Origin of the sequence: Pseudoalteromonas sp. PS5 (genome assembly GCF_004103255.1) — a bacterium.
GTDB classification, from domain to species: domain Bacteria; phylum Pseudomonadota; class Gammaproteobacteria; order Enterobacterales; family Alteromonadaceae; genus Pseudoalteromonas; species Pseudoalteromonas peptidolytica.
In genome coordinates this window covers 1-17,345 of sequence record NZ_RCSQ01000077.1, presented here as the reverse complement: position 1 = coordinate 17,345, position 17,345 = coordinate 1, and the positions used below count along the sequence as shown (strand labels likewise).

General features: G+C 44.0%; 19 protein-coding genes, 4 tRNA genes, 1 pseudogene and 1 riboswitch. Of the genes and pseudogenes, 22 read left to right on the top strand and 2 right to left on the bottom strand.

The window, feature by feature from the left end; translation table 11 throughout:
• Positions 1-22: 22 nt before the first annotated feature.
• From D9603_RS10605 to D9603_RS10570, 8 genes are all read left to right on the top strand, one after another.
• The gene (locus tag D9603_RS10605; protein ID WP_125252253.1) at positions 23-412 is read left to right on the top strand and encodes an acyl-CoA thioesterase; all 390 of its coding nucleotides are present in this window, start codon (positions 23-25) and stop codon (positions 410-412) included.
• A 96-nt stretch (positions 413-508) separates the two neighbouring features.
• A complete protein-coding gene (locus D9603_RS10600; RefSeq protein WP_125252252.1) occupies positions 509-928 on the top strand; it encodes an META domain-containing protein in 420 nt (139 codons plus the stop codon).
• A 79-nt stretch (positions 929-1,007) separates the two neighbouring features.
• Positions 1,008-1,138: riboswitch (TPP riboswitch) on the top strand.
• Positions 1,139-1,255: 117 nt separating this feature from the next.
• A complete protein-coding gene (gene thiC / locus D9603_RS10595) occupies positions 1,256-3,208 on the top strand; it encodes a phosphomethylpyrimidine synthase ThiC (protein WP_128731283.1) in 1,953 nt (650 codons plus the stop codon).
• A gap of 268 nt (positions 3,209-3,476) precedes the next feature.
• A complete protein-coding gene (locus tag D9603_RS10590) occupies positions 3,477-4,490 on the top strand; it encodes an FAD-dependent oxidoreductase (RefSeq protein WP_128731282.1) in 1,014 nt (337 codons plus the stop codon).
• Positions 4,487-4,684 (top strand): sulfur carrier protein ThiS, encoded by a 198-nt coding sequence (gene thiS, locus D9603_RS10585; RefSeq protein WP_128731281.1) that lies wholly within the window; start codon positions 4,487-4,489, stop codon positions 4,682-4,684. The genes D9603_RS10590 and thiS overlap by 4 nt, the downstream gene beginning before the upstream one ends.
• Positions 4,685-4,687: 3 nt before the next feature.
• A complete protein-coding gene (locus D9603_RS10580; protein WP_128731280.1) occupies positions 4,688-5,485 on the top strand; it encodes a thiazole synthase in 798 nt (265 codons plus the stop codon).
• A gap of 35 nt (positions 5,486-5,520) precedes the next feature.
• Positions 5,521-7,044: a thiamine phosphate synthase gene (gene thiE, locus D9603_RS10575; protein ID WP_128731279.1), complete on the top strand. Its 1,524-nt coding sequence runs from the start codon at positions 5,521-5,523 to the stop codon at positions 7,042-7,044.
• Positions 7,037-7,786 (top strand): HesA/MoeB/ThiF family protein, encoded by a 750-nt coding sequence (locus D9603_RS10570; protein WP_128731278.1) that lies wholly within the window; start codon positions 7,037-7,039, stop codon positions 7,784-7,786. Before thiE ends, D9603_RS10570 begins: the two co-directional genes overlap by 8 nt.
• Positions 7,787-7,970: 184 nt before the next feature.
• On the opposite strand, the gene asd is transcribed toward D9603_RS10570, so the two are convergent.
• Both asd and rsgA read right to left on the bottom strand, forming a co-directional pair.
• Positions 7,971-8,837, bottom strand: coding sequence for an archaetidylserine decarboxylase (gene asd, locus D9603_RS10565; RefSeq protein ID WP_128731277.1), 867 nt, complete (start codon positions 8,835-8,837; stop codon positions 7,971-7,973).
• 86 nt (positions 8,838-8,923) lie between these two features.
• Positions 8,924-9,975, bottom strand: a pseudogene (gene rsgA / locus D9603_RS10560) (small ribosomal subunit biogenesis GTPase RsgA).
• A 162-nt stretch (positions 9,976-10,137) separates the two neighbouring features.
• On the opposite strand from rsgA, the gene orn reads away from it, so the two are divergent.
• From orn to D9603_RS10490, 14 genes are all read left to right on the top strand, one after another.
• Positions 10,138-10,683 (top strand): oligoribonuclease, encoded by a 546-nt coding sequence (gene orn, locus D9603_RS10555; RefSeq protein ID WP_125252243.1) that lies wholly within the window; start codon positions 10,138-10,140, stop codon positions 10,681-10,683.
• 239 nt (positions 10,684-10,922) lie between these two features.
• Positions 10,923-10,998 (top strand) — tRNA-Gly (locus tag D9603_RS10550).
• A gap of 116 nt (positions 10,999-11,114) precedes the next feature.
• Positions 11,115-11,190: transfer RNA gene (locus D9603_RS10545), tRNA-Gly, on the top strand.
• Positions 11,191-11,395: 205 nt separating this feature from the next.
• Positions 11,396-11,471: transfer RNA gene (locus D9603_RS10540), tRNA-Gly, on the top strand.
• A 206-nt stretch (positions 11,472-11,677) separates the two neighbouring features.
• Positions 11,678-11,753: transfer RNA gene (locus D9603_RS10535), tRNA-Gly, on the top strand.
• Positions 11,754-11,959: 206 nt separating this feature from the next.
• Positions 11,960-12,301 carry a 30S ribosomal protein S6 gene (gene rpsF, locus D9603_RS10530; protein WP_010368810.1) on the top strand — a complete coding sequence of 114 codons (342 nt, stop codon included), beginning with the start codon at positions 11,960-11,962 and terminating at the stop codon, positions 12,299-12,301.
• Positions 12,302-12,339: 38 nt separating this feature from the next.
• A complete protein-coding gene (priB, locus tag D9603_RS10525; protein ID WP_088531731.1) occupies positions 12,340-12,669 on the top strand; it encodes a primosomal replication protein N in 330 nt (109 codons plus the stop codon).
• Between the two features lie 11 nt (positions 12,670-12,680).
• Positions 12,681-12,908, top strand: a complete 228-nt coding sequence (gene rpsR, locus D9603_RS10520) for a 30S ribosomal protein S18 (protein WP_002962753.1) — start codon at positions 12,681-12,683, stop codon at positions 12,906-12,908.
• Positions 12,909-12,943: 35 nt separating this feature from the next.
• The gene (gene rplI / locus D9603_RS10515; protein WP_099640397.1) at positions 12,944-13,396 is read left to right on the top strand and encodes a 50S ribosomal protein L9; all 453 of its coding nucleotides are present in this window, start codon (positions 12,944-12,946) and stop codon (positions 13,394-13,396) included.
• A 324-nt stretch (positions 13,397-13,720) separates the two neighbouring features.
• Entirely contained in the window at positions 13,721-14,131 is a 411-nt protein-coding gene (locus tag D9603_RS10510) for a type IV pilin protein (protein WP_128731276.1), read from the top strand.
• Positions 14,118-14,576 (top strand): GspH/FimT family pseudopilin, encoded by a 459-nt coding sequence (locus tag D9603_RS10505; RefSeq protein ID WP_128731275.1) that lies wholly within the window; start codon positions 14,118-14,120, stop codon positions 14,574-14,576. Before D9603_RS10510 ends, D9603_RS10505 begins: the two co-directional genes overlap by 14 nt.
• Complete coding sequence (locus D9603_RS10500; protein ID WP_128731274.1) at positions 14,567-14,986, top strand: prepilin-type N-terminal cleavage/methylation domain-containing protein; 420 nt, start codon at positions 14,567-14,569, stop codon at positions 14,984-14,986. The genes D9603_RS10505 and D9603_RS10500 overlap by 10 nt, the downstream gene beginning before the upstream one ends.
• Complete coding sequence (locus D9603_RS10495) at positions 14,986-15,465, top strand: prepilin-type N-terminal cleavage/methylation domain-containing protein (RefSeq protein ID WP_128731273.1); 480 nt, start codon at positions 14,986-14,988, stop codon at positions 15,463-15,465. The genes D9603_RS10500 and D9603_RS10495 overlap by 1 nt, the downstream gene beginning before the upstream one ends.
• Before the next feature lie 4 nt (positions 15,466-15,469).
• Positions 15,470-17,203, top strand: coding sequence for a polymer-forming cytoskeletal protein (locus D9603_RS10490; protein WP_128731272.1), 1,734 nt, complete (start codon positions 15,470-15,472; stop codon positions 17,201-17,203).
• The last annotated feature ends 142 nt before the right edge of the window (positions 17,204-17,345 follow it).

Genomic DNA, 17,345 nt, shown 5'->3' with positions numbered 1-17,345 from the left:
TTTTAATGCAATAGGTATTGATATGAGTTTTAAGCTTGATTTTAAAGTGCGTGACTATGAATGTGATTTACAAGGTATCGTAAATAATAGTGTGTATTTTAATTATTTAGAACATGCAAGGCATGAGTTTTTGTTGGCTCATAACGTTGACTTTGCAGCACTTGCTGAGCAGAAAGTGAACTTGGTGGTGATCCGCAGTGAAATGAATTACAAAGATTCATTGCGCCCAGGTGATGACTTTTATGTTGAAGTCACCCTTGAGCGAGAAAGTAGGGTGAAGTTTGCATTTAAGCAAAAAATAATCAGAACCCATGATAATAAGTTGATGTTAGATGCGCTAATCACTGGCACTTCAGTTAACGAACGTGGCAGACCTTTTTTACCGGATGCTATCACACACTTATTTGATTAAATAAATGCCGAAAAAGTCATTTTTACAGAATTTTACTGCAATTATTGCCCAATGAAACGTTATAATAAGTATTGGGCATAAAATAGATGGTTTACCATGAAATTCATCAGCATAATTTGCGCAGTTATTGCGCTTAGTGGATGTGTCTCAACAGGGAAGGTAGACACGCAAGCGCTTAAGTATTCTAGTTGGCAGCTTCGCAGCATAAATGGCCAGCCACTTACACAATCACAGGACGCATCTTCAGAGAGTATGCAAGCGATTGACATTCGTTTTATAGACGCGTTGCAAGTCAATGGGTTTGCTGGGTGTAATCGCTTTTTTGGTGAAGGTGAAATTGTTGATGGGCAATTAATCGTCAAAAATCTAGGGATGACCCGTAAGTACTGTGGTGAGGATGTGGCTAAAGTTGAGTCACAGCTGATTAATCAGTTACAAATCGGCGTATTGCTTGAGGTTGAGGCTAATATACTGACCTTAAAGGGAAAACCTGAATTTACTTTTGTTAAACAATAAGCCAAAACCCACATACCAGTGTGAATGCTGGCGACAATACTTGCGAGCGTTGATGTAAGTAAGTAGACTGGCGCTAATTCGTTACTTGTCGGAGTGCCTCGAATTTTTACAGCAAGCCAGCTGCTAATCATTCAGGCTGAGATCGCATTTTGCGGGATCCGTGGACCTGATCAGGTTAATGCCTGCGTAGGGAACAAGACAGCAAACGTGTTGCGTTTGTCTGTAGCAATAGTGGTATATTGCTATCCACCTTACCCGAGGACTATCCTCGTCTCCTCCTTTTTGGAGATCTGACAAGACACCTTTGATGAAAGTAAGAGGAACGTCATGTCAAACAATAGTAGCAAGTTAAGTCGTCGTGAAGCACGAGCAGCTGCGGCAGAATTTATCCATAATCTTAAAGGCCAACCTTTCCCCAATTCTCATAAAGTCTATGTCGACGGCGACCAAGCCGGTGTGCGCGTTGGTATGCGTGAAATCACGCTAAGTGATTCGTTTGTTGGTGGCACCGAAGACAATCCGGTATTTGAATCAAACGACCCTATTCGTGTTTATGATACTTCAGGTCCATACACAGACCCTGAAGTACCGGTTGACGTTCGTGCTGGTCTTCCTAAATTTAGAGAGCAGTGGATAGTTGAGCGCGATGATACCGAAATGCTAGAGTCGGTGACGTCACAGTTTTCCCAGCAGCGTATGGCGGATGAAGGGCTTGATCATATTCGCTTTGAACACCTACCTAAAATTCGTCGTGCCAAGGCGGGTAAAAATGTCACACAAATGCACTACGCACGCCAAGGTATCGTGACACCAGAAATGGAATATGTGGCCATCCGTGAAAATATGGGGCGGGCTAAATTACGAGATGAGTTATTAGCACAACAGCACAAAGGTCAATCGTTTGGAGCCAGTATTCCTGAGTTTATTACGCCTGAATTTGTCCGTGATGAGATTGCCCGTGGCCGCGCCGTACTGCCAAACAATATCAATCACCCCGAGACTGAACCGATGATCATCGGACGTAACTTCTTAGTAAAAGTTAACGCCAATATCGGTAACTCATCAGTGACCTCTTCTATCGAAGAAGAAGTCGAAAAGATGGTATGGTCGACTCGCTGGGGTGCAGATACCGTAATGGATCTGTCGACAGGGCGCTACATTCATGAAACTCGTGAGTGGGTGGTACGTAACTCTCCAGTGCCAATTGGTACTGTGCCAATCTATCAAGCACTAGAAAAAGTCAATGGCGTTGCCGAAGACCTAACATGGGAGATCTTCCGCGATACGCTAATTGAACAAGCTGAGCAAGGGGTAGATTATTTTACCATCCATGCTGGCGTACTGCTGCGTTATGTACCAATGACGGCAAAACGCGTCACCGGTATTGTGTCTCGCGGTGGTTCAATTATGGCGAAGTGGTGCCTAGCGCACCACAAAGAAAACTTCCTCTACACGCATTTTGAAGAGATCTGCGAGATCTTAAAGCAATACGATGTTTGCTTTTCATTAGGCGATGGCTTGCGCCCAGGCTCTATTGCCGATGCCAATGACGAAGCACAATTTAGTGAGCTACGCACTCTTGGTGAATTGACTAAGCTGGCGTGGAAGCATGACGTGCAAGTATTTATTGAAGGCCCAGGCCATGTTCCGATGCACATGATCAAAGAGAATATGGAAGAGCAGCTAAAGCATTGCGATGAAGCGCCATTTTACACGCTTGGTCCGCTTACCACAGATATTGCTCCGGGTTATGATCACTTCACTTCAGGGATCGGTGCGGCGCAAATTGCTTGGTATGGCTGTGCGATGCTGTGCTATGTGACACCAAAAGAACACTTAGGCTTACCGAATAAAGAAGATGTAAAAGAAGGTTTGATCACCTACAAGATAGCAGCACATGCAGCGGATCTGGCAAAAGGCCATCCGGGTGCTCAAGTTCGTGACAATGCGTTGTCTAAAGCGCGCTTTGAGTTCCGCTGGCATGATCAATTTAATCTTGGTCTAGATCCTGATCGCGCCCGTGAATATCACGACGAAACATTGCCGCAAGAGTCGGGTAAAGTCGCGCATTTTTGCTCTATGTGTGGGCCAAAATTCTGCTCAATGAAGATCACGCAGGATGTACGTGACTACGCAAAAGAGCTAGAAGCACGAGGGATTGATCCGAATAATGTAGGTGAAGAGATCAGCATTAAAATGGTGGATGTTGAAGCTGAGATGAAAGCAAAGTCTGAAGAATTTAAGCAATCAGGCTCAGAGCTTTATCACAAAGCGATATGATACCACTTTGTCTTAATACTTGCTCAATTTGAGGGAGTAAATCTGACGCTAACTGCGTTAAAAGTTTCTTATTTAGAACAACTAAATAGCAAAACTTTTGCCTTGCCTACAGGACGTAGGTACCTCGGCGTGAGCAGGACGCAGAAGCGGTGTTATTGACAAGATTTTCTTGCCTCAAAATAGATCACTTAATAAAGCAAATTGGTATAACTCATCCCATCATAGCCACCTTGATGTCTGTGAGGTGGCTCATTTTAGGAGTGTAGCGATGTCAACTCAAGCACGTGTTGCTATCTTGGGTTTTGGTTTAACTGGGCGTATCGCCGCATTGATGCTTGCAAAGCGCTATCAGATCAGCGTATTTGAGCAAGCGGAGCAAGGTGCTGAGTCTTCAGCAGGTAGTGTCGCAGCGGCTATGTTAGCGCCGTTGGCTGAGTCTGTGATATGTACTGAAACTTTGGCGTTACAAGGGCTTGAGTCGATGAGGTTATGGCCGCAAATACTTGCAAAACTCGACAGCCCAGTCTTTTTTCAACAGCAAGGCTCACTAATTGTTGCCCATGCGCAAGATCGTGGTGACTTGGTGAGTTTTCAGCAGCGCTTAAAGCCGTTAAAAGAGCATCGTGCGGAAACGGTGAATGGTGCTCAAATAGCCGAACTTGAGCCGGAGTTAGGGGGCGTGTTCCACCAAGGCTTGTATTTACCTTGCGAAGGCCAACTGGATAATCAGGCGTTTTATCAAAGTAGTACTACAACACTACTGAAGCAAGGTGTAGAAATTAATTACGGGGTTCATTGTGATGAGGCGAAAAAAGCGCAGCTGAGTCAGTCGTATGATTGGGTTATTGATTGTCGCGGTCTTGGTGCAAAAGTAAAATGTGAAGGGCTTCGTGGCGTGCGTGGAGAAGTAGCTAGAATTTATGCCCCTGAAGTGACCTTGACTCGACCTGTGCGTTTGATGCACCCAAGGTACCCAATTTATATTGCACCAAAGCCTGATCATCAGTTCGTGATTGGTGCGACGGAAATTGAGTCGCAAGACAGTGCAGAGATCACTGTGCGCTCGACACTTGAACTACTCTCTGCTGCTTATTCAGTGCATCGTGGATTTGCTGAAGCGCGAGTATTGTCCTTATTAGCCGGACTTAGGCCCGCATTTAAAGATAATCACCCCAAAATTGACCAACAAGGCAATGTGATCAGTATCAATGGTCTTTATCGGCACGGCTATCTGCTGGCACCACTTATTGTGCAACAAGCACTATCTAAGGAGTTATTATGAAAGTCGAATTTAATGGCGAAACGATTAATATCGACCACGAGCAAACTATTCAGGAGTTTATCACAGCCAAAGGTGCGAGGCCGCCTTTTGCCGTGGCACTCAATGGTACTTTTGTTTCTCGCACAGAGCTGCCAGGCGTGACACTGAACGACGGTGATAAGATTGAACTTTTATCACCAATTCAAGGAGGGTGATTTATGCAGTCTTTGGCTGATACGCCACTTACCATTTATGGTGAACAATTTACGAGTCGAATGCTAATTGGCTCAGCGCTTTATCCTTCTCCTGAAGTCATGCAGGCGGCTATCGCCACCTCGGGTGCTGAAATTGTTACTGTGTCGCTGAGGCGCCAGCAAACAAAACAGGCGGGTGATGACTTTTGGTCGCTAATCAAGGAGATGGGACTGCGCGTCTTGCCGAACACCGCAGGTTGTCACAGCGTAAAAGAAGCGGTGACACTGGCACAGATGTGTCGAGAAGTGTTTGCCACTGATTGGATTAAACTTGAACTTATTGGCGATGAATATAACCTGCAACCAGATCCAATTGCGTTGCTCGAAGCTACCGAAATCTTATTAAAAGACGGTTTTAAAGTGTTGCCTTATTGCACTGATGATTTGGTGTTGTGTCAGCGCTTGGATGCGTTAGGCTGCGAGGTTTTAATGCCTTGGGGCGCACCAATTGGTACAGGGAAAGGGCTGTTAAACCCATATAACTTGCAAACTATCCGCACACGTTTGCCTCATCAAACCTTGATTGTCGATGCCGGACTTGGCCTGCCGTCTCATGCTTGTCAGGCACTTGAGTTGGGTTATGATGCGGTATTACTTAATTCGGCGGTGGCTGGGGCGGGTTGTCCTATTACTATGGCAAAAGCATTTGAAGCCAGCACAGTCGCAGGGCGTCTATCTTATTTAGCAAAAGCAATGCCGCAAAAAGAGGTGGCATCGCCCTCTACACCAACCCTTGGGATGCCTTTTTGGCATGCAAATTAACTTGAGTTGCGGATAACTACATAGGGAGCTTTTTTATGTCACATATTGTTTGGAGTATAGCAGGCTCTGATTCTGGTGGTGGTGCAGGCATTCAGGCTGATCTCAAAGCAACGCAGAGCTTTAATGTCCATTGTTGTACAGTAATAACGGCGCTAACCGCGCAAAATAGTTTAGGGGTTGAGGCGTTAAATCCTGTTTCTACTACAGTTATCGAATCTCAACTAACAGCACTTTCGCAAGATATGCCTGCGACAGTGATAAAAATTGGCATGCTTGCCAATGTGCAACAGATCCAACTTATTGCTGAGCATTTAACACATTACAAAGCAACATGGGTAACGCCGCCAATCGTGGTTTACGATCCTGTTGCCATTGCGACCAGTGGGGACGCGTTAACGGAAGAGGATACGGTTGATGCGTTAAAAACCCACTTGTTACCGCTGGTGGATGTTATAACGCCCAATACGCATGAAACTCAGCTGCTGACTGGTGTGTATTTAATTGGCCCGGAGGCGGTAAAAGAGGCGGCTGCCAAACTGCGAGAGTTCGGTGCAAAGTCGGTGATCATTAAAGGGGGACATTGGGATTACCCGAAAGGTTACTGCATTGATTATGGCGTAGAAGCGGATACTGAATATTGGCTCGGAAATGAAAAAATTCAAACACCACATAGTCATGGCACGGGGTGTAGTTTATCGTCAGTTATGGCATCGTGTATCGCTAAGGGCTACCCGTTTAAAGATGCCTTTATTCTTGGTAAAGCCTATATCAATGCGGGGTTAAAAGCGGCAATACGATATGGGGAAGGGGTGGGACCTGTTGCGCACACGGGATTCCCTGTGACGCTCAATGATTACCCTCAAGTGGTTGAAGCGGGATCTTGGCTTGCGGACGAATTAGAGTTTACCTTACCAGAGGAGTTTAACTTTGCCGCAGGTTTTGCAAGCATTGATGACCCCATTGGGCTTTATGCTGTGGTAGATAGCGCGAATTGGGTGGAAAAGTGCCTCGCGATGGGGGTCGATACGGTTCAGCTGCGGATTAAAGACCCAGAGCAAGCCAATCTTGAAGCAGAAATACAAACTGCCATAGTACTTGGACAAAAGTACGGTGCAAAGGTGTTTATTAATGACTATTGGCAGTTAGCAATTAAACACGGTGCGTATGGCATTCATTTAGGCCAAGAGGATATTGATAAAGCAAACCTAGCTGCTATTCAAGAAGCGGGGCTGCGCTTAGGTATTTCTACCCATGGTTTTTATGAAATGCTCCGAGCGCATAACTATCGTCCCAGTTATTTGGCTTTTGGTGCAATTTATCCAACGACAACCAAAGACATGACAGGTCAAATCCAAGGGCTTGAAAAACTGACGCATTTTGTTCCTTTGATGGAGCCTGTCTATCCAACCGTCGCCATTGGTGGTATTGATCTTAGCCGAGCACAGGAAGTGGCTGCTACAGGGGTCTCTAGTATTGCGGTGGTCAGAGCAATTACTGAAGCCCAAGACCCACAGCAAGCTGTACTTGAACTAAAACAGGCGATGACACAGCATGACTGAGCTGAGTGACAAAGAGCGGCTAAGATACAGTCGCCATTTGCTATTAAAAGAGGTCGGCGAACAAGGACAGTTGGCTTTAAAGCAGGCACATGTTGCCGTTGTTGGGTGCGGCGGGCTGGGAAGTCCCGCGCTGTTTTATCTTGCTGCCAGTGGCATTGGTAAGCTTACATTTATTGATCACGATGAAGTTGAGTTGTCTAACCTACAGCGGCAAATTTTGTATAAAGTGAATCACTTAGGCCAGCAAAAGGCTAAAGCTGCGGGAAAGGTGCTGGCGAGTCTCAATAACGACATAACACTTACACCGATTAATGCACGCTTGACCCAAGAAAATATAGCTGAGTTGCTTGGTGAGGCCGATATTATATTAGATTGTAGTGATAACTTTACTACCCGTTATTTGCTCAATAAGTACTGTTATCAAACAAATAAGGTACTGATAGCAGGCGCAGCTATTGCCACCCAAGGGCAATTAATGTGCTTTGATTTTAGAACCAAGTCACCTTGCTATGCTTGTATTTTTCCAACAGACTTACAAGCTCCAACGGAAAACTGCGGTAACTTTGGCGTTTTGAGTCCAATACTTGGGATCATTGGCGCGCAGCAGGCATTACTTACGGTCAACGTGCTACTTGGACATCATCAAGGGAGTATGTTTTGTACGTTAGATGGAATGAGTGTGCAGCAAATGCCCTATAGGCTAACTAAAAACCCTGAATGTGAATGCTGTGGCTTGACGTAGTATCAAGCCACTAATACCAATTAGTCTTAATACTTGCTCAATTTGAAGGAGTAAATCTGACGCTAACAGCGTTAAAAATTTCTTATTTAGAACAACTAAATAGCAAAATTTTTGCCTTGTTATCGACAAGATTTTCTCGCCTCAAAATAGATCACTTAATTAAGCAAATTGGTATAAAAGTAATTTACTCTGCTATTTTTGCAAACGGTGTACCCATACGTGTTACTGTCTCTGGGTTTTGACCGTCAAGGAAGTCCGCTTTTTCAGCGCCCCACGCTAAGATCACTGTTGAGCCGAGCTTAAAGCGACCCATTTCTTCGCCTTTTTTCAGCTTAATTGCATTGTCACCAGTCTCTGGATATGTCCAAGTAAACACATCTCTACCCGCAGGCGGAGTGACGGTCCCTGCCCAAATAGTTTCAATACTGGCAACTATGGTTGCACCCACCAATACCATAGAAAGAGGTCCAATTTCAGTATCAAAAATGGCAACTACACGTTCGTTGCGTGCAAATAAGTTAGGTACATTTTGTGCGGTCAAAGGATTTACCGAAAATAAATCACCAGGCACATAAATCATCTTGCGCAGTGTGCCATCAATTGGCATATGAATACGGTGGTAATCTTTGGGGGCAAGATAGATAGTGGCAAACTTACCACCTATATAAGGGGTAAAATCTTCCTCTTTGCCGCCAAGTAAAGTTTGCAGGCTATAGTTGTGGCCTTTAGCTTGGATGATTTGACCATCGACAACGTCACCTAACTGGCTAATCGCACCATCAACAGGGTGAGCTAAAATATTGCTTTCTTCAGCAAGAGGACGGATCCCTGGTTTCAAAGGGCGAGTGAAAAACTCGTTGAAGGTTTTGTAGTGAGCTGGATCTTCGTGCAGAGCCTCACTCATGTCGATTTTATATTGTTTGATAAATAGCTTAATAAGCTTTGTTGTTAATGCACCGGCTTCTGCTGCTGCAAGCTTACCAACCAAACGAGAAACCGCATGTTTAGGTAATGCATACTGCATGGCAATTTTTAGTTTATCCAAATTCACTTTTAACAGTTCCTAATTGTAGTCTTGCCACTAAGGTACTTAGTAGCCGTTGGGCTCAACGGGTTGAGCCAATTTAGCAAATATTATCAGACTCTCGGAGCACGTGCACCTGCGCGACCATCTGCCATAGATTCTAAAATGCGGTGGTAGCTTTCAAAGCGCAGTTCGCTGATTTTTCCTTCATCGACGGCTTCTTGGATAAGGCAGCCCGGGTCATTAAGGTGTTTACAGTCTCTAAAACGACAACCTCCAATAAATTCTCTAAACTCTTTAAAACACCAAGTCACTCGCTCAACTTCTAGATGCCATAAGCCAAACTCACGGATCCCCGGGCTATCAATTAAGTTTCCGCCAGAGGGGAGGTGATGTAAGCGTGATACTGTTGTTGTATGTTGCCCTAAGCCGCTGTTTTCTGATACTTCTTTGGTCAGGATATCGGCATTTGGGAGTACAGTATTAACGAGCGTCGATTTACCCACACCAGATTGACCAACAAAAATATTATTTTTGTCTTCTAAGATATGTTTCAGCTCATCTATGCCTTCACCTGATTTGGTGCTGACTAACAGCACGCGATAACCAAGCTCACGATAGATATCTAACACTTCATCAACGTAATCCAAGCTTTCTTGTCGAGCAAGTCAATTTTGTTTAGTAACAAAATTGGCTCGATCCCCATGTCTTCACAAGCAACCAAATAGCGGTCAATGATCTGTGGGGTAAACTCAGGCACAACTGCTGATACCATCAATATCTGGTCGATATTGGCAGCGACGACTTTTACACCATCATAAAAGTCGGGGCGAGTAAGTTGTGTACGTCTTTCATGTACAGCCTCAATGACTCCGGCTAGGTCGCCATCACTGACCTTGGCACGACGAAAAATAACTTCGTCACCGCAAACCAAGCTGCTCACGGTGCGGCGTATATTACAACGCAAAATCTCTTGCTCTGTGGTTTCTATATCTGCATGTTGCCCGAAGCGGCTGATCACCACTGCCGCTTCTGTTGGTCCTAGGTTGTCATTTTGCCATGAAACATCAGACACTTCTGTCCCTTTCGCTTTATCGATACGCTTCTGATGATTAGCTCTAATCCGTCGGGATTGGCCTTTACTGAGTTTCTTTTTCTTTGCCATGTCTATAATCTGTTTAAGCTTGAGCGTGCAGAGCGTTTAAATTTAGGCTATAAATCAATAAAACGCCGTGCATGGTAAAAAAAAGCTTTAGGTCGAGTGTTTAAACTAATATGATATATCTAATTGCATTGGATCTAAAGGAAAGTACCGCTAAGGTAATGTATGTCTTTTCATGAATCAAACTTGATCTGGCTCGATCTCGAGATGACGGGGCTGGAACCAAAAACAGATAAAATCTTAGAAATCGCGACGGTGATAACAGATGGTGATCTCAATATTTTAGCTGAAGGTCCTGTAGTGGCAATTCATCAAAGTAATGAGCTCCTTGATGGAATGGATGAGTGGTGTACTAATCAACACGGTCGTTCAGGTCTTACCGATCGCTGTAAAGCCAGTAAATACACAGAAGCCGATGCAATCAAGCAGACGTTGGACTTTTTGAAAGAGTGGGTACCACCAGGTGCTTCACCAATGTGCGGTAATTCGATTGGGCAAGACCGTCGATTCCTCAACAAATACATGCCAGAGCTAGAAGCTTACTTCCACTATCGCAACCTAGATGTAAGTACAATAAAAGAGCTAGCAAGACGTTGGAAACCTGAATTATTAGGTGAAATTAAAAAGAAAAGCTCCCATTTAGCCTTAGATGACATCAAAGATTCCATTATGGAATTAAAGGTGTATCAAGAAAAATTCTTCAAAGTTTAAAAAAATACTTGCAAAGCAAATTTTATCTTGTAGAATCCTGCCCCGCTTGAGACGACAAGCCCTGCGGGGTTTTTAGCCCAAGCGTTGCACTAGCTCAGCAGCTTCAGGTAAGGCGCGACTTTGCGTAATTACTCGCAACATAATGAGCTAACTATGAAATGCGGCAATAGCTCAGCTGCAGTAGGTAATCAACGCGACCTAGCGTAGTTATCAACAAATCCAGAGCTAAATATTGTGATGCGGCACTAGCTCAGCTGGTAGAGCGCGACCTTGCCAAGGTCGAGGTCACGAGTTCGAACCTCGTGTGCCGCTCCAAACACTTACTTCTAGGTGTATAAACTAAATTCTCGATGTGGCATTAGCTCTGCCGCAGTAAGTAGTCAACGCGAACTTGCGTAATTACTGATAAATTCAGAGCTAAATATTGTGATGCGGCACTAGCTCAGCTGGTAGAGCGCGACCTTGCCAAGGTCGAGGTCACGAGTTCGAACCTCGTGTGCCGCTCCAAACCTCTCAGTTTATATTCGACTGTAAAAATTAAAGAATATATTGTGATTCGGCACTAGCTCAGCTGTTTCAGGTAAGGACGCGACCTTGCGTAATTACCCACAAATCCAGAGCTAACTATGGAATGCGGCACTAGCTCAGCTGCAGTAGGTAATCAACGCGACCTTGCGGAGTTACCAACAAATCCAGAGCTAAATATTGTGATGCGGCACTAGCTCAGCTGGTAGAGCGCGACCTTGCCAAGGTCGAGGTCACGAGTTCGAACCTCGTGTGCCGCTCCAAACTTCTCAGTTTATATTCGACTGGAAAAATACAGAATATATTGTGATGCGGCACTAGCTCAGCTGCAGTAGGTAATCAACGCGACCTTGCGTAGTTACCAATAAATCCAGAGCTAAATATTGTGATGCGGCACTAGCTCAGCTGCAGTAGGTAATCAACGCGACCTTGCGGAATTACCAATAAATCCAGAGCTAAATATTGTGATGCGGCACTAGCTCAGCTGGTAGAGCGCGACCTTGCCAAGGTCGAGGTCACGAGTTCGAACCTCGTGTGCCGCTCCAACTCTTCTAAATTCCTATATTCATCAAACACTTCCTATTCGCTTTTAAAATACACCCATATTCCACCAAATTTTTGCAATAAACTGATTGCTTAATTTTAGTTCGGCACGTAAAATACGCGCTCTTTCGGCCCTACTATTATCGTTCCTTGCCTTACCCCGACTGGCCGAAACGGGACAAGGCTATACTAACCGTAAGGAATATCCATGCGTCATTACGAAATCGTATTCATGGTTCACCCAGATCAAAGTGAGCAAGTACCTGGTATGATCGAGCGTTATACTGGTGCTATCACTGAAGCTGGCGGTACTATTCACCGTCTAGAAGACTGGGGTCGTCGTCAACTGGCTTACCCAATCGAAAAGCTTCACAAAGCACACTATGTTCTATTGAACGTTGAAGCACCAACTGAAGTAATCAACGAGCTTGAAACTTCTTTCCGCTACAACGATGCAGTGCTTCGTAACCTAGTTATGCGTACTAAAAATGCAGTAACTGAAGCATCTCCTCTTGCAAAAGAAGAGAAAAAAGAAGCAGCTTCTGCTTAATCGTTGTTGATTTCGGATTTGACTAACCTTTCGAGGTAATGGTGAGTACTCAGGTTGACCTGTATACCAATCAATATCTGCTCTCGGGCGTGATTTGTAAAACACCTAAATTTAGTCAAAGCCCAGCTGGGATCCCGCACTGTATATTTGTACTTGAGCACAAATCAATGCAGCTAGAGGCTGACCTAACTCGAAATGCCTACGTGCGTATTCAAGTGGTTGCCAGTGGAGAACAGTTCCGAAACCAAACTGAGCATTTATACGTTGGGCAAGCATTACAAGTTCGCGGTTTTATAAATCGCCACGAGAGCCGAAATGGCTTAAGTCAGCTAGTACTGCACGCACAACATATTGAAAGAATTAATTGAGGAAATTACTCATGGCACGTTATTTCAGACGTCGTAAGTTCTGCCGTTTCAAAGCGGAAGGCGTACAACAAATTGATTACAAAGATCTGGCTACTCTTAGAAACTACGTAACAGAAAGTGGCAAAATCGTACCTAGCCGTATCACAGGTACTAGCGCTAAATACCAGCGTCAGCTAGCAACTGCTATTAAGCGTGCTCGCTACCTAGCCCTTCTTCCATACACTGACTTACACAAGTAAGCAGCTGATTACTAGTTTTTAAAAGGTGTAGAGACATGCAAGTTATTCTACTAGACAAAATTGCAAACCTAGGTAGCCTAGGTGATCAGGTTAATGTTAAATCTGGCTTCGCACGTAACTTCTTATTCCCTAAGGGTAAAGCAGTTCCTGCAACTAAAGCTAACATTGAAACTTTCGAAGCACGTCGCGCTGAGCTTGAAGCGAAAATCGCTGAAGAGCTAGTTGCTGCACAGGCACGCGCTGAAAAACTAGAAGCACTAGCTGAAGTAACTCTAGTTTCTAAAGCGGGTGACGAAGGTAAGCTATTCGGTTCTATCGGTACTCGCGATATTGCTGATGCTATCTCTGCAGTAGGTGTTGAGGTATCTAAGTCAGAAGTTCGTCTACCTCTTGGTACTATCCGTGAGACTGGCGAGTTCGACGTAGCTATCCAAGTACACTCTGACGTTACAGCTACGATCAAAGTAATCGTAATCGCTGAAGCTTAATTTTTAATTAAGCCCAAAAAAGCCGTGTCTTTTTATACACGGCTTTTTATCACTTAATTGACCTATATTAAGTGCCCCTTCAAAAAAATCATAATAATAATCTTATTCATACCAATTTCAGGTATGACATGGATGATCCTCTCGCTAACGGATACCTCTACAAACGAGGTAGTTCAGTTGTAATATGGTGTAATAAGTTTCTTTTTTAGAAACTTTTGCTTCATGTTATGTTTACATATTATAGGCTTGTCCTTTTCTTTGTCTTTTGTCTGTCATAAAGTAAGTCTAATGACAGCGCTATCAAATTGGTGGTGGAATATATAAATGCCTGTGAATAAAGGTTTTACATTAACTGAGTTGTTAATAGCAGTGGCTATCGTGACGATTATAGCAAGCTTTGCATATCCGTCGTATGTGCAATACGTTCAAGATGCAAATCGTTCTCAAGCACAGCAACAATTGCTAGAGACTGCTGCTGTGATAGAGCGCATTTATAGTCGCAATGGTGGCTACCCTGATGCGGACTTGATGCCTAATTTGCCACAATCAGATCTGTATTCCTTTGCTTACATTCCACTAGATAAACCTAATGGTGCTGTAGGTCAGTACCGAAACTTAAGCTATCGGCTCACTGCCACACCAATAGCAGGTAAAGCACAAGCAGCAGATAGATGTGGTGTGTTAAGTATTAACCATCAGGGAAACCAAGGAGCAAATAATAATGACTGTTGGTAAGTGTCGCCGCGGCTTTACCTTGCTTGAGCTGTTAATCTCTATGGCCATTTTAGCCATTTTGGCTTCAGTAGCTGCACCTAGTTTTATTAAGCAAATTCAGCAAGATAGAGTGACTACTCATGCCAATGAATTACAGGCCATCTTTCGTTTAGCTAGGAGCGAAGCCGTCAGACGTGAACAACAAGTTGCTTTGGTTATTGAAAGTGGTGATTGGGTAATTAAAACGACAGAAAATGGTCAGTTAACAGAAGTGGGCCGTTTTACGATTAAACACAGCTCAATAGAAGTGGCATTGGCAGACCAAATAGTACGCGAAAGTGGTGAAGTATTAGCGACAAATAATATACTTATTACAGATAACCTGACAAATACGCAGGACTACCGGTTGTGCGTACTGGTGAGCGGTCAGAGTTGGTTAGGTGAGGCAGAGCAAAATTGCAGCTAAATAAAGGGTTTTCACTTATTGAGGTTGTGGTGTCGATGTTAGTGGCAGGGTTGATGCTGCTAGGCCTTGCTGCAACACAATTAAAGTCACTGCAGTTTGCATCCAATAGTTTTCAATACACTATGGCATTAATACATGGGCAAAACGCGATTGAAAGAATGTGGCCTTTGCTGTGTGAGTTACAGCACAATAATAGTGATATGACTGCGGCAAACCCTTTGATCCAGCAACTACATCCAATTGATGATCGTTTTACGCTAATTCTGCCTGCGATTTATAGTAACAAAATGCAGATTACGGTGAGCTGGCAGGATAACAGAGTAGACAACCCTGCAGAAAATCAAGTTTCTTTAACTGCTAGCTATCCAAATGTTGCGAATACATGCCCACCACCGCCAGGAGGTAGCTGATGAGCCATAAAGGATATACTTTGCTTGAGCTGATGATTGCTATGGTGGTTGGCCTGATATTAGTTACGGGAATCGCTGCATCTTATACATCCATTAAAGAGACTGTAACAACAAGCCAGGGACTTGCTGCTTCACAAGAAATCATTCGCTATACCAATCGGGTAATGATGCGCAGCATTAAACAGACACAAAGTATCCCTACAGTGTCCGCGACAGATATTCGTATCGATCAGTTAGCTGGTGTCCCTGCTTGTGATGGTAGCGTTCCGTCAACTGATTATACTGAGCGTTACTTTTTACAAGGTGAGTATTTAGTATGTGACCGTGGCAGCGGAGATGTGAATTTATTAAAAGGCGTGACAGGGTTGGCATTTACCATCAATGGCCAGCTGATCACGGTGACAATCCAAGGTAATCGCTTTCCTTTGCAGTATAGTGCAGGCATACAAATGAATTTTTACGCTGGATTAGGTAGCTAATACAATGAAACAACAACAAGGTTTTACACTAGTAAAGGTGATGCTGCTTGGTGGCATGGCGAGTGTTGTCGTATTTGCTTCTCTCAAGGAAGGTGTTGTACAAGAGAGATTAAGCGGTAATTTCCAAAAAGATATTAATGCCCGATTAGTAGCTGAGCAGGGGATAAGAGAATACCGCCAGCGATTGGAGCAGTCATTAATAAATAACCCGACGAGTGTTGCTCAATTGGTTGCTGGCGTTAGTACAACAGGTGATGGTGCCATCAATGACTCGCGTTTTAATATATCGGTAACCACAAGTGGTAATGAGTTCAGCGTTGAAAGTTTAGGTCAACGCTATGGTGAACATGCCAATCATAGATTAGTTGCACGCTTTGAGCTACAGCCAGCCCCAAAGGCATCTATTTTTCAAAATGCGGTAACAGGCTGTAAAGGTGTTAACCTATCAGGTAGTGGCGCAGTAGACAGCTATGATTCATCAAAAGGCACTTACGAAGAAACCAAAAGCAACGATGGCGATGTGCATACTGTAGTTGGTGATGCTGATGTAGTGCTGTCTGGACATTCGCCAATTAAAGGTGATGTGCAAGCATCCGGGATAGTCTATTTAAAAGGTTCATCCCCGATCCTTGGCGATGTAAGATCGAATACTGGGGTGGATATTTCGCCTTCATCCAGTGGTATTCGAGTTGAAGGAAATGTCTATAGCCGTGGCTTTTTCAAACATAGAGGTGGAAAAATAACTGGCTATGTTCGCGCAATGGGAGATGCGCAAATGGAGTGGGGCGCTGAGATACTTAATCAGCAGGGGGATGCTTTTGACATCCAGTATGCCGGTAGTGGTCAATTTAAAGATACAGGACTACAGCTACAAGATGGAGTGCATTACTCGGATCCTAGGTTTAGGGTGCAAGATTTAGTGGTTGAGCCGGTAAAAGTCTATGATCCAGATTCTCCAGATTATGATCCGGCTAAGCCCAATAAAGAATGTGATCCGCTCGCTTTACCGTTTAACATGAATAGTATTATCGATCCTAATAATCAATATACAGATTTACAGGTTGGCGCCCGACAGATCTTACACTTTAAGCCAAAGCAGGCGGTGTATGAGCGTAATGGCACTCATGTTTATGTCGCCAAAGAAAAAGCAATTTACTTATTTCAAGGCATCGATCAAAACTTAGGAGCTGCAACAGAACGCACTCAGCTAGCATTTCCATTTAAAAGTTTAAAGCTTGGTTCTGATGGTCAAATAAAGGTCTCAGGCGGTGATGTGATCTGGCTGGTTGATGGTGACATGACATTATCGGGGAACACCCAAATTTGGATCGAAAAAGGCAGCTCGCTCACTGTTTTTACTAAGGGAAAAGTGTTAATTGGTGCAAGTGCAAAAGTAGTCGCAGAGCAAGAGGGGTTGACTGAGAGCGGATTACCAGTATTTAGTGTTTACTCCTCTTTTGATGAGCCAAATGGATTTGTGTTTAGCGGGGCCTCTTCTTTGTACGCTGCAATTTACTCGCCTTTGACTACTATCTTACTAAATGGCAGTGGACAATTTTATGGGACAGTTCGAGGCGCTTCAATTACTGGTACTGGCGGCACAGGGATTCACTTTGACCAAGCACTGAAAAATGCAGGAATTGGTGTGCAGCCACCATCAGGTGGAAAGCCGAAGTTGATCTTCAAAGGCTGGCACTACAAACCGTATGAGGTTGAAGATCAAGAAGCATCAAATTGATACCATTCATTCGCATAAGCAAATTGGTATTATTTGAGTTGTTGCACATTTTTTTATCTTTCTTTAAACCATTTCTCATTTAGCTTGCGTCTAAACCTGTACTTATACCAATTAGTCTTGATACTTGCTCAATTTGAAGGAG

Excerpts from the sequence above, each read along its gene's own strand:
- D9603_RS10490 (WP_128731272.1), top strand. The coding sequence starts at position 15,470 with ATGAAACAACAACAAGGTTTTACACTAGTAAAGGTGATGCTGCTTGGT.
- D9603_RS10580 (WP_128731280.1), top strand. The coding sequence starts at position 4,688 with ATGCAGTCTTTGGCTGATACGCCACTTACCATTTATGGTGAACAATTT.
- thiE (WP_128731279.1), top strand. The coding sequence starts at position 5,521 with ATGTCACATATTGTTTGGAGTATAGCAGGCTCTGATTCTGGTGGTGGT.
- orn (WP_125252243.1), top strand. The coding sequence starts at position 10,138 with ATGTCTTTTCATGAATCAAACTTGATCTGGCTCGATCTCGAGATGACG.
- D9603_RS10510 (WP_128731276.1), top strand. The coding sequence starts at position 13,721 with ATGCCTGTGAATAAAGGTTTTACATTAACTGAGTTGTTAATAGCAGTG.
- rpsF (WP_010368810.1), top strand. The coding sequence starts at position 11,960 with ATGCGTCATTACGAAATCGTATTCATGGTTCACCCAGATCAAAGTGAG.
- D9603_RS10570 (WP_128731278.1), top strand. The coding sequence starts at position 7,037 with ATGACTGAGCTGAGTGACAAAGAGCGGCTAAGATACAGTCGCCATTTG.
- thiC (WP_128731283.1), top strand. The coding sequence starts at position 1,256 with ATGTCAAACAATAGTAGCAAGTTAAGTCGTCGTGAAGCACGAGCAGCT.
- D9603_RS10505 (WP_128731275.1), top strand. The coding sequence starts at position 14,118 with ATGACTGTTGGTAAGTGTCGCCGCGGCTTTACCTTGCTTGAGCTGTTA.
- D9603_RS10495 (WP_128731273.1), top strand. The coding sequence starts at position 14,986 with ATGAGCCATAAAGGATATACTTTGCTTGAGCTGATGATTGCTATGGTG.
- thiS (WP_128731281.1), top strand. The coding sequence starts at position 4,487 with ATGAAAGTCGAATTTAATGGCGAAACGATTAATATCGACCACGAGCAA.
- rplI (WP_099640397.1), top strand. The coding sequence starts at position 12,944 with ATGCAAGTTATTCTACTAGACAAAATTGCAAACCTAGGTAGCCTAGGT.
- D9603_RS10605 (WP_125252253.1), top strand. The coding sequence starts at position 23 with ATGAGTTTTAAGCTTGATTTTAAAGTGCGTGACTATGAATGTGATTTA.
- rpsR (WP_002962753.1), top strand. The coding sequence starts at position 12,681 with ATGGCACGTTATTTCAGACGTCGTAAGTTCTGCCGTTTCAAAGCGGAA.
- D9603_RS10590 (WP_128731282.1), top strand. The coding sequence starts at position 3,477 with ATGTCAACTCAAGCACGTGTTGCTATCTTGGGTTTTGGTTTAACTGGG.
- D9603_RS10600 (WP_125252252.1), top strand. The coding sequence starts at position 509 with ATGAAATTCATCAGCATAATTTGCGCAGTTATTGCGCTTAGTGGATGT.
- priB (WP_088531731.1), top strand. The coding sequence starts at position 12,340 with ATGGTGAGTACTCAGGTTGACCTGTATACCAATCAATATCTGCTCTCG.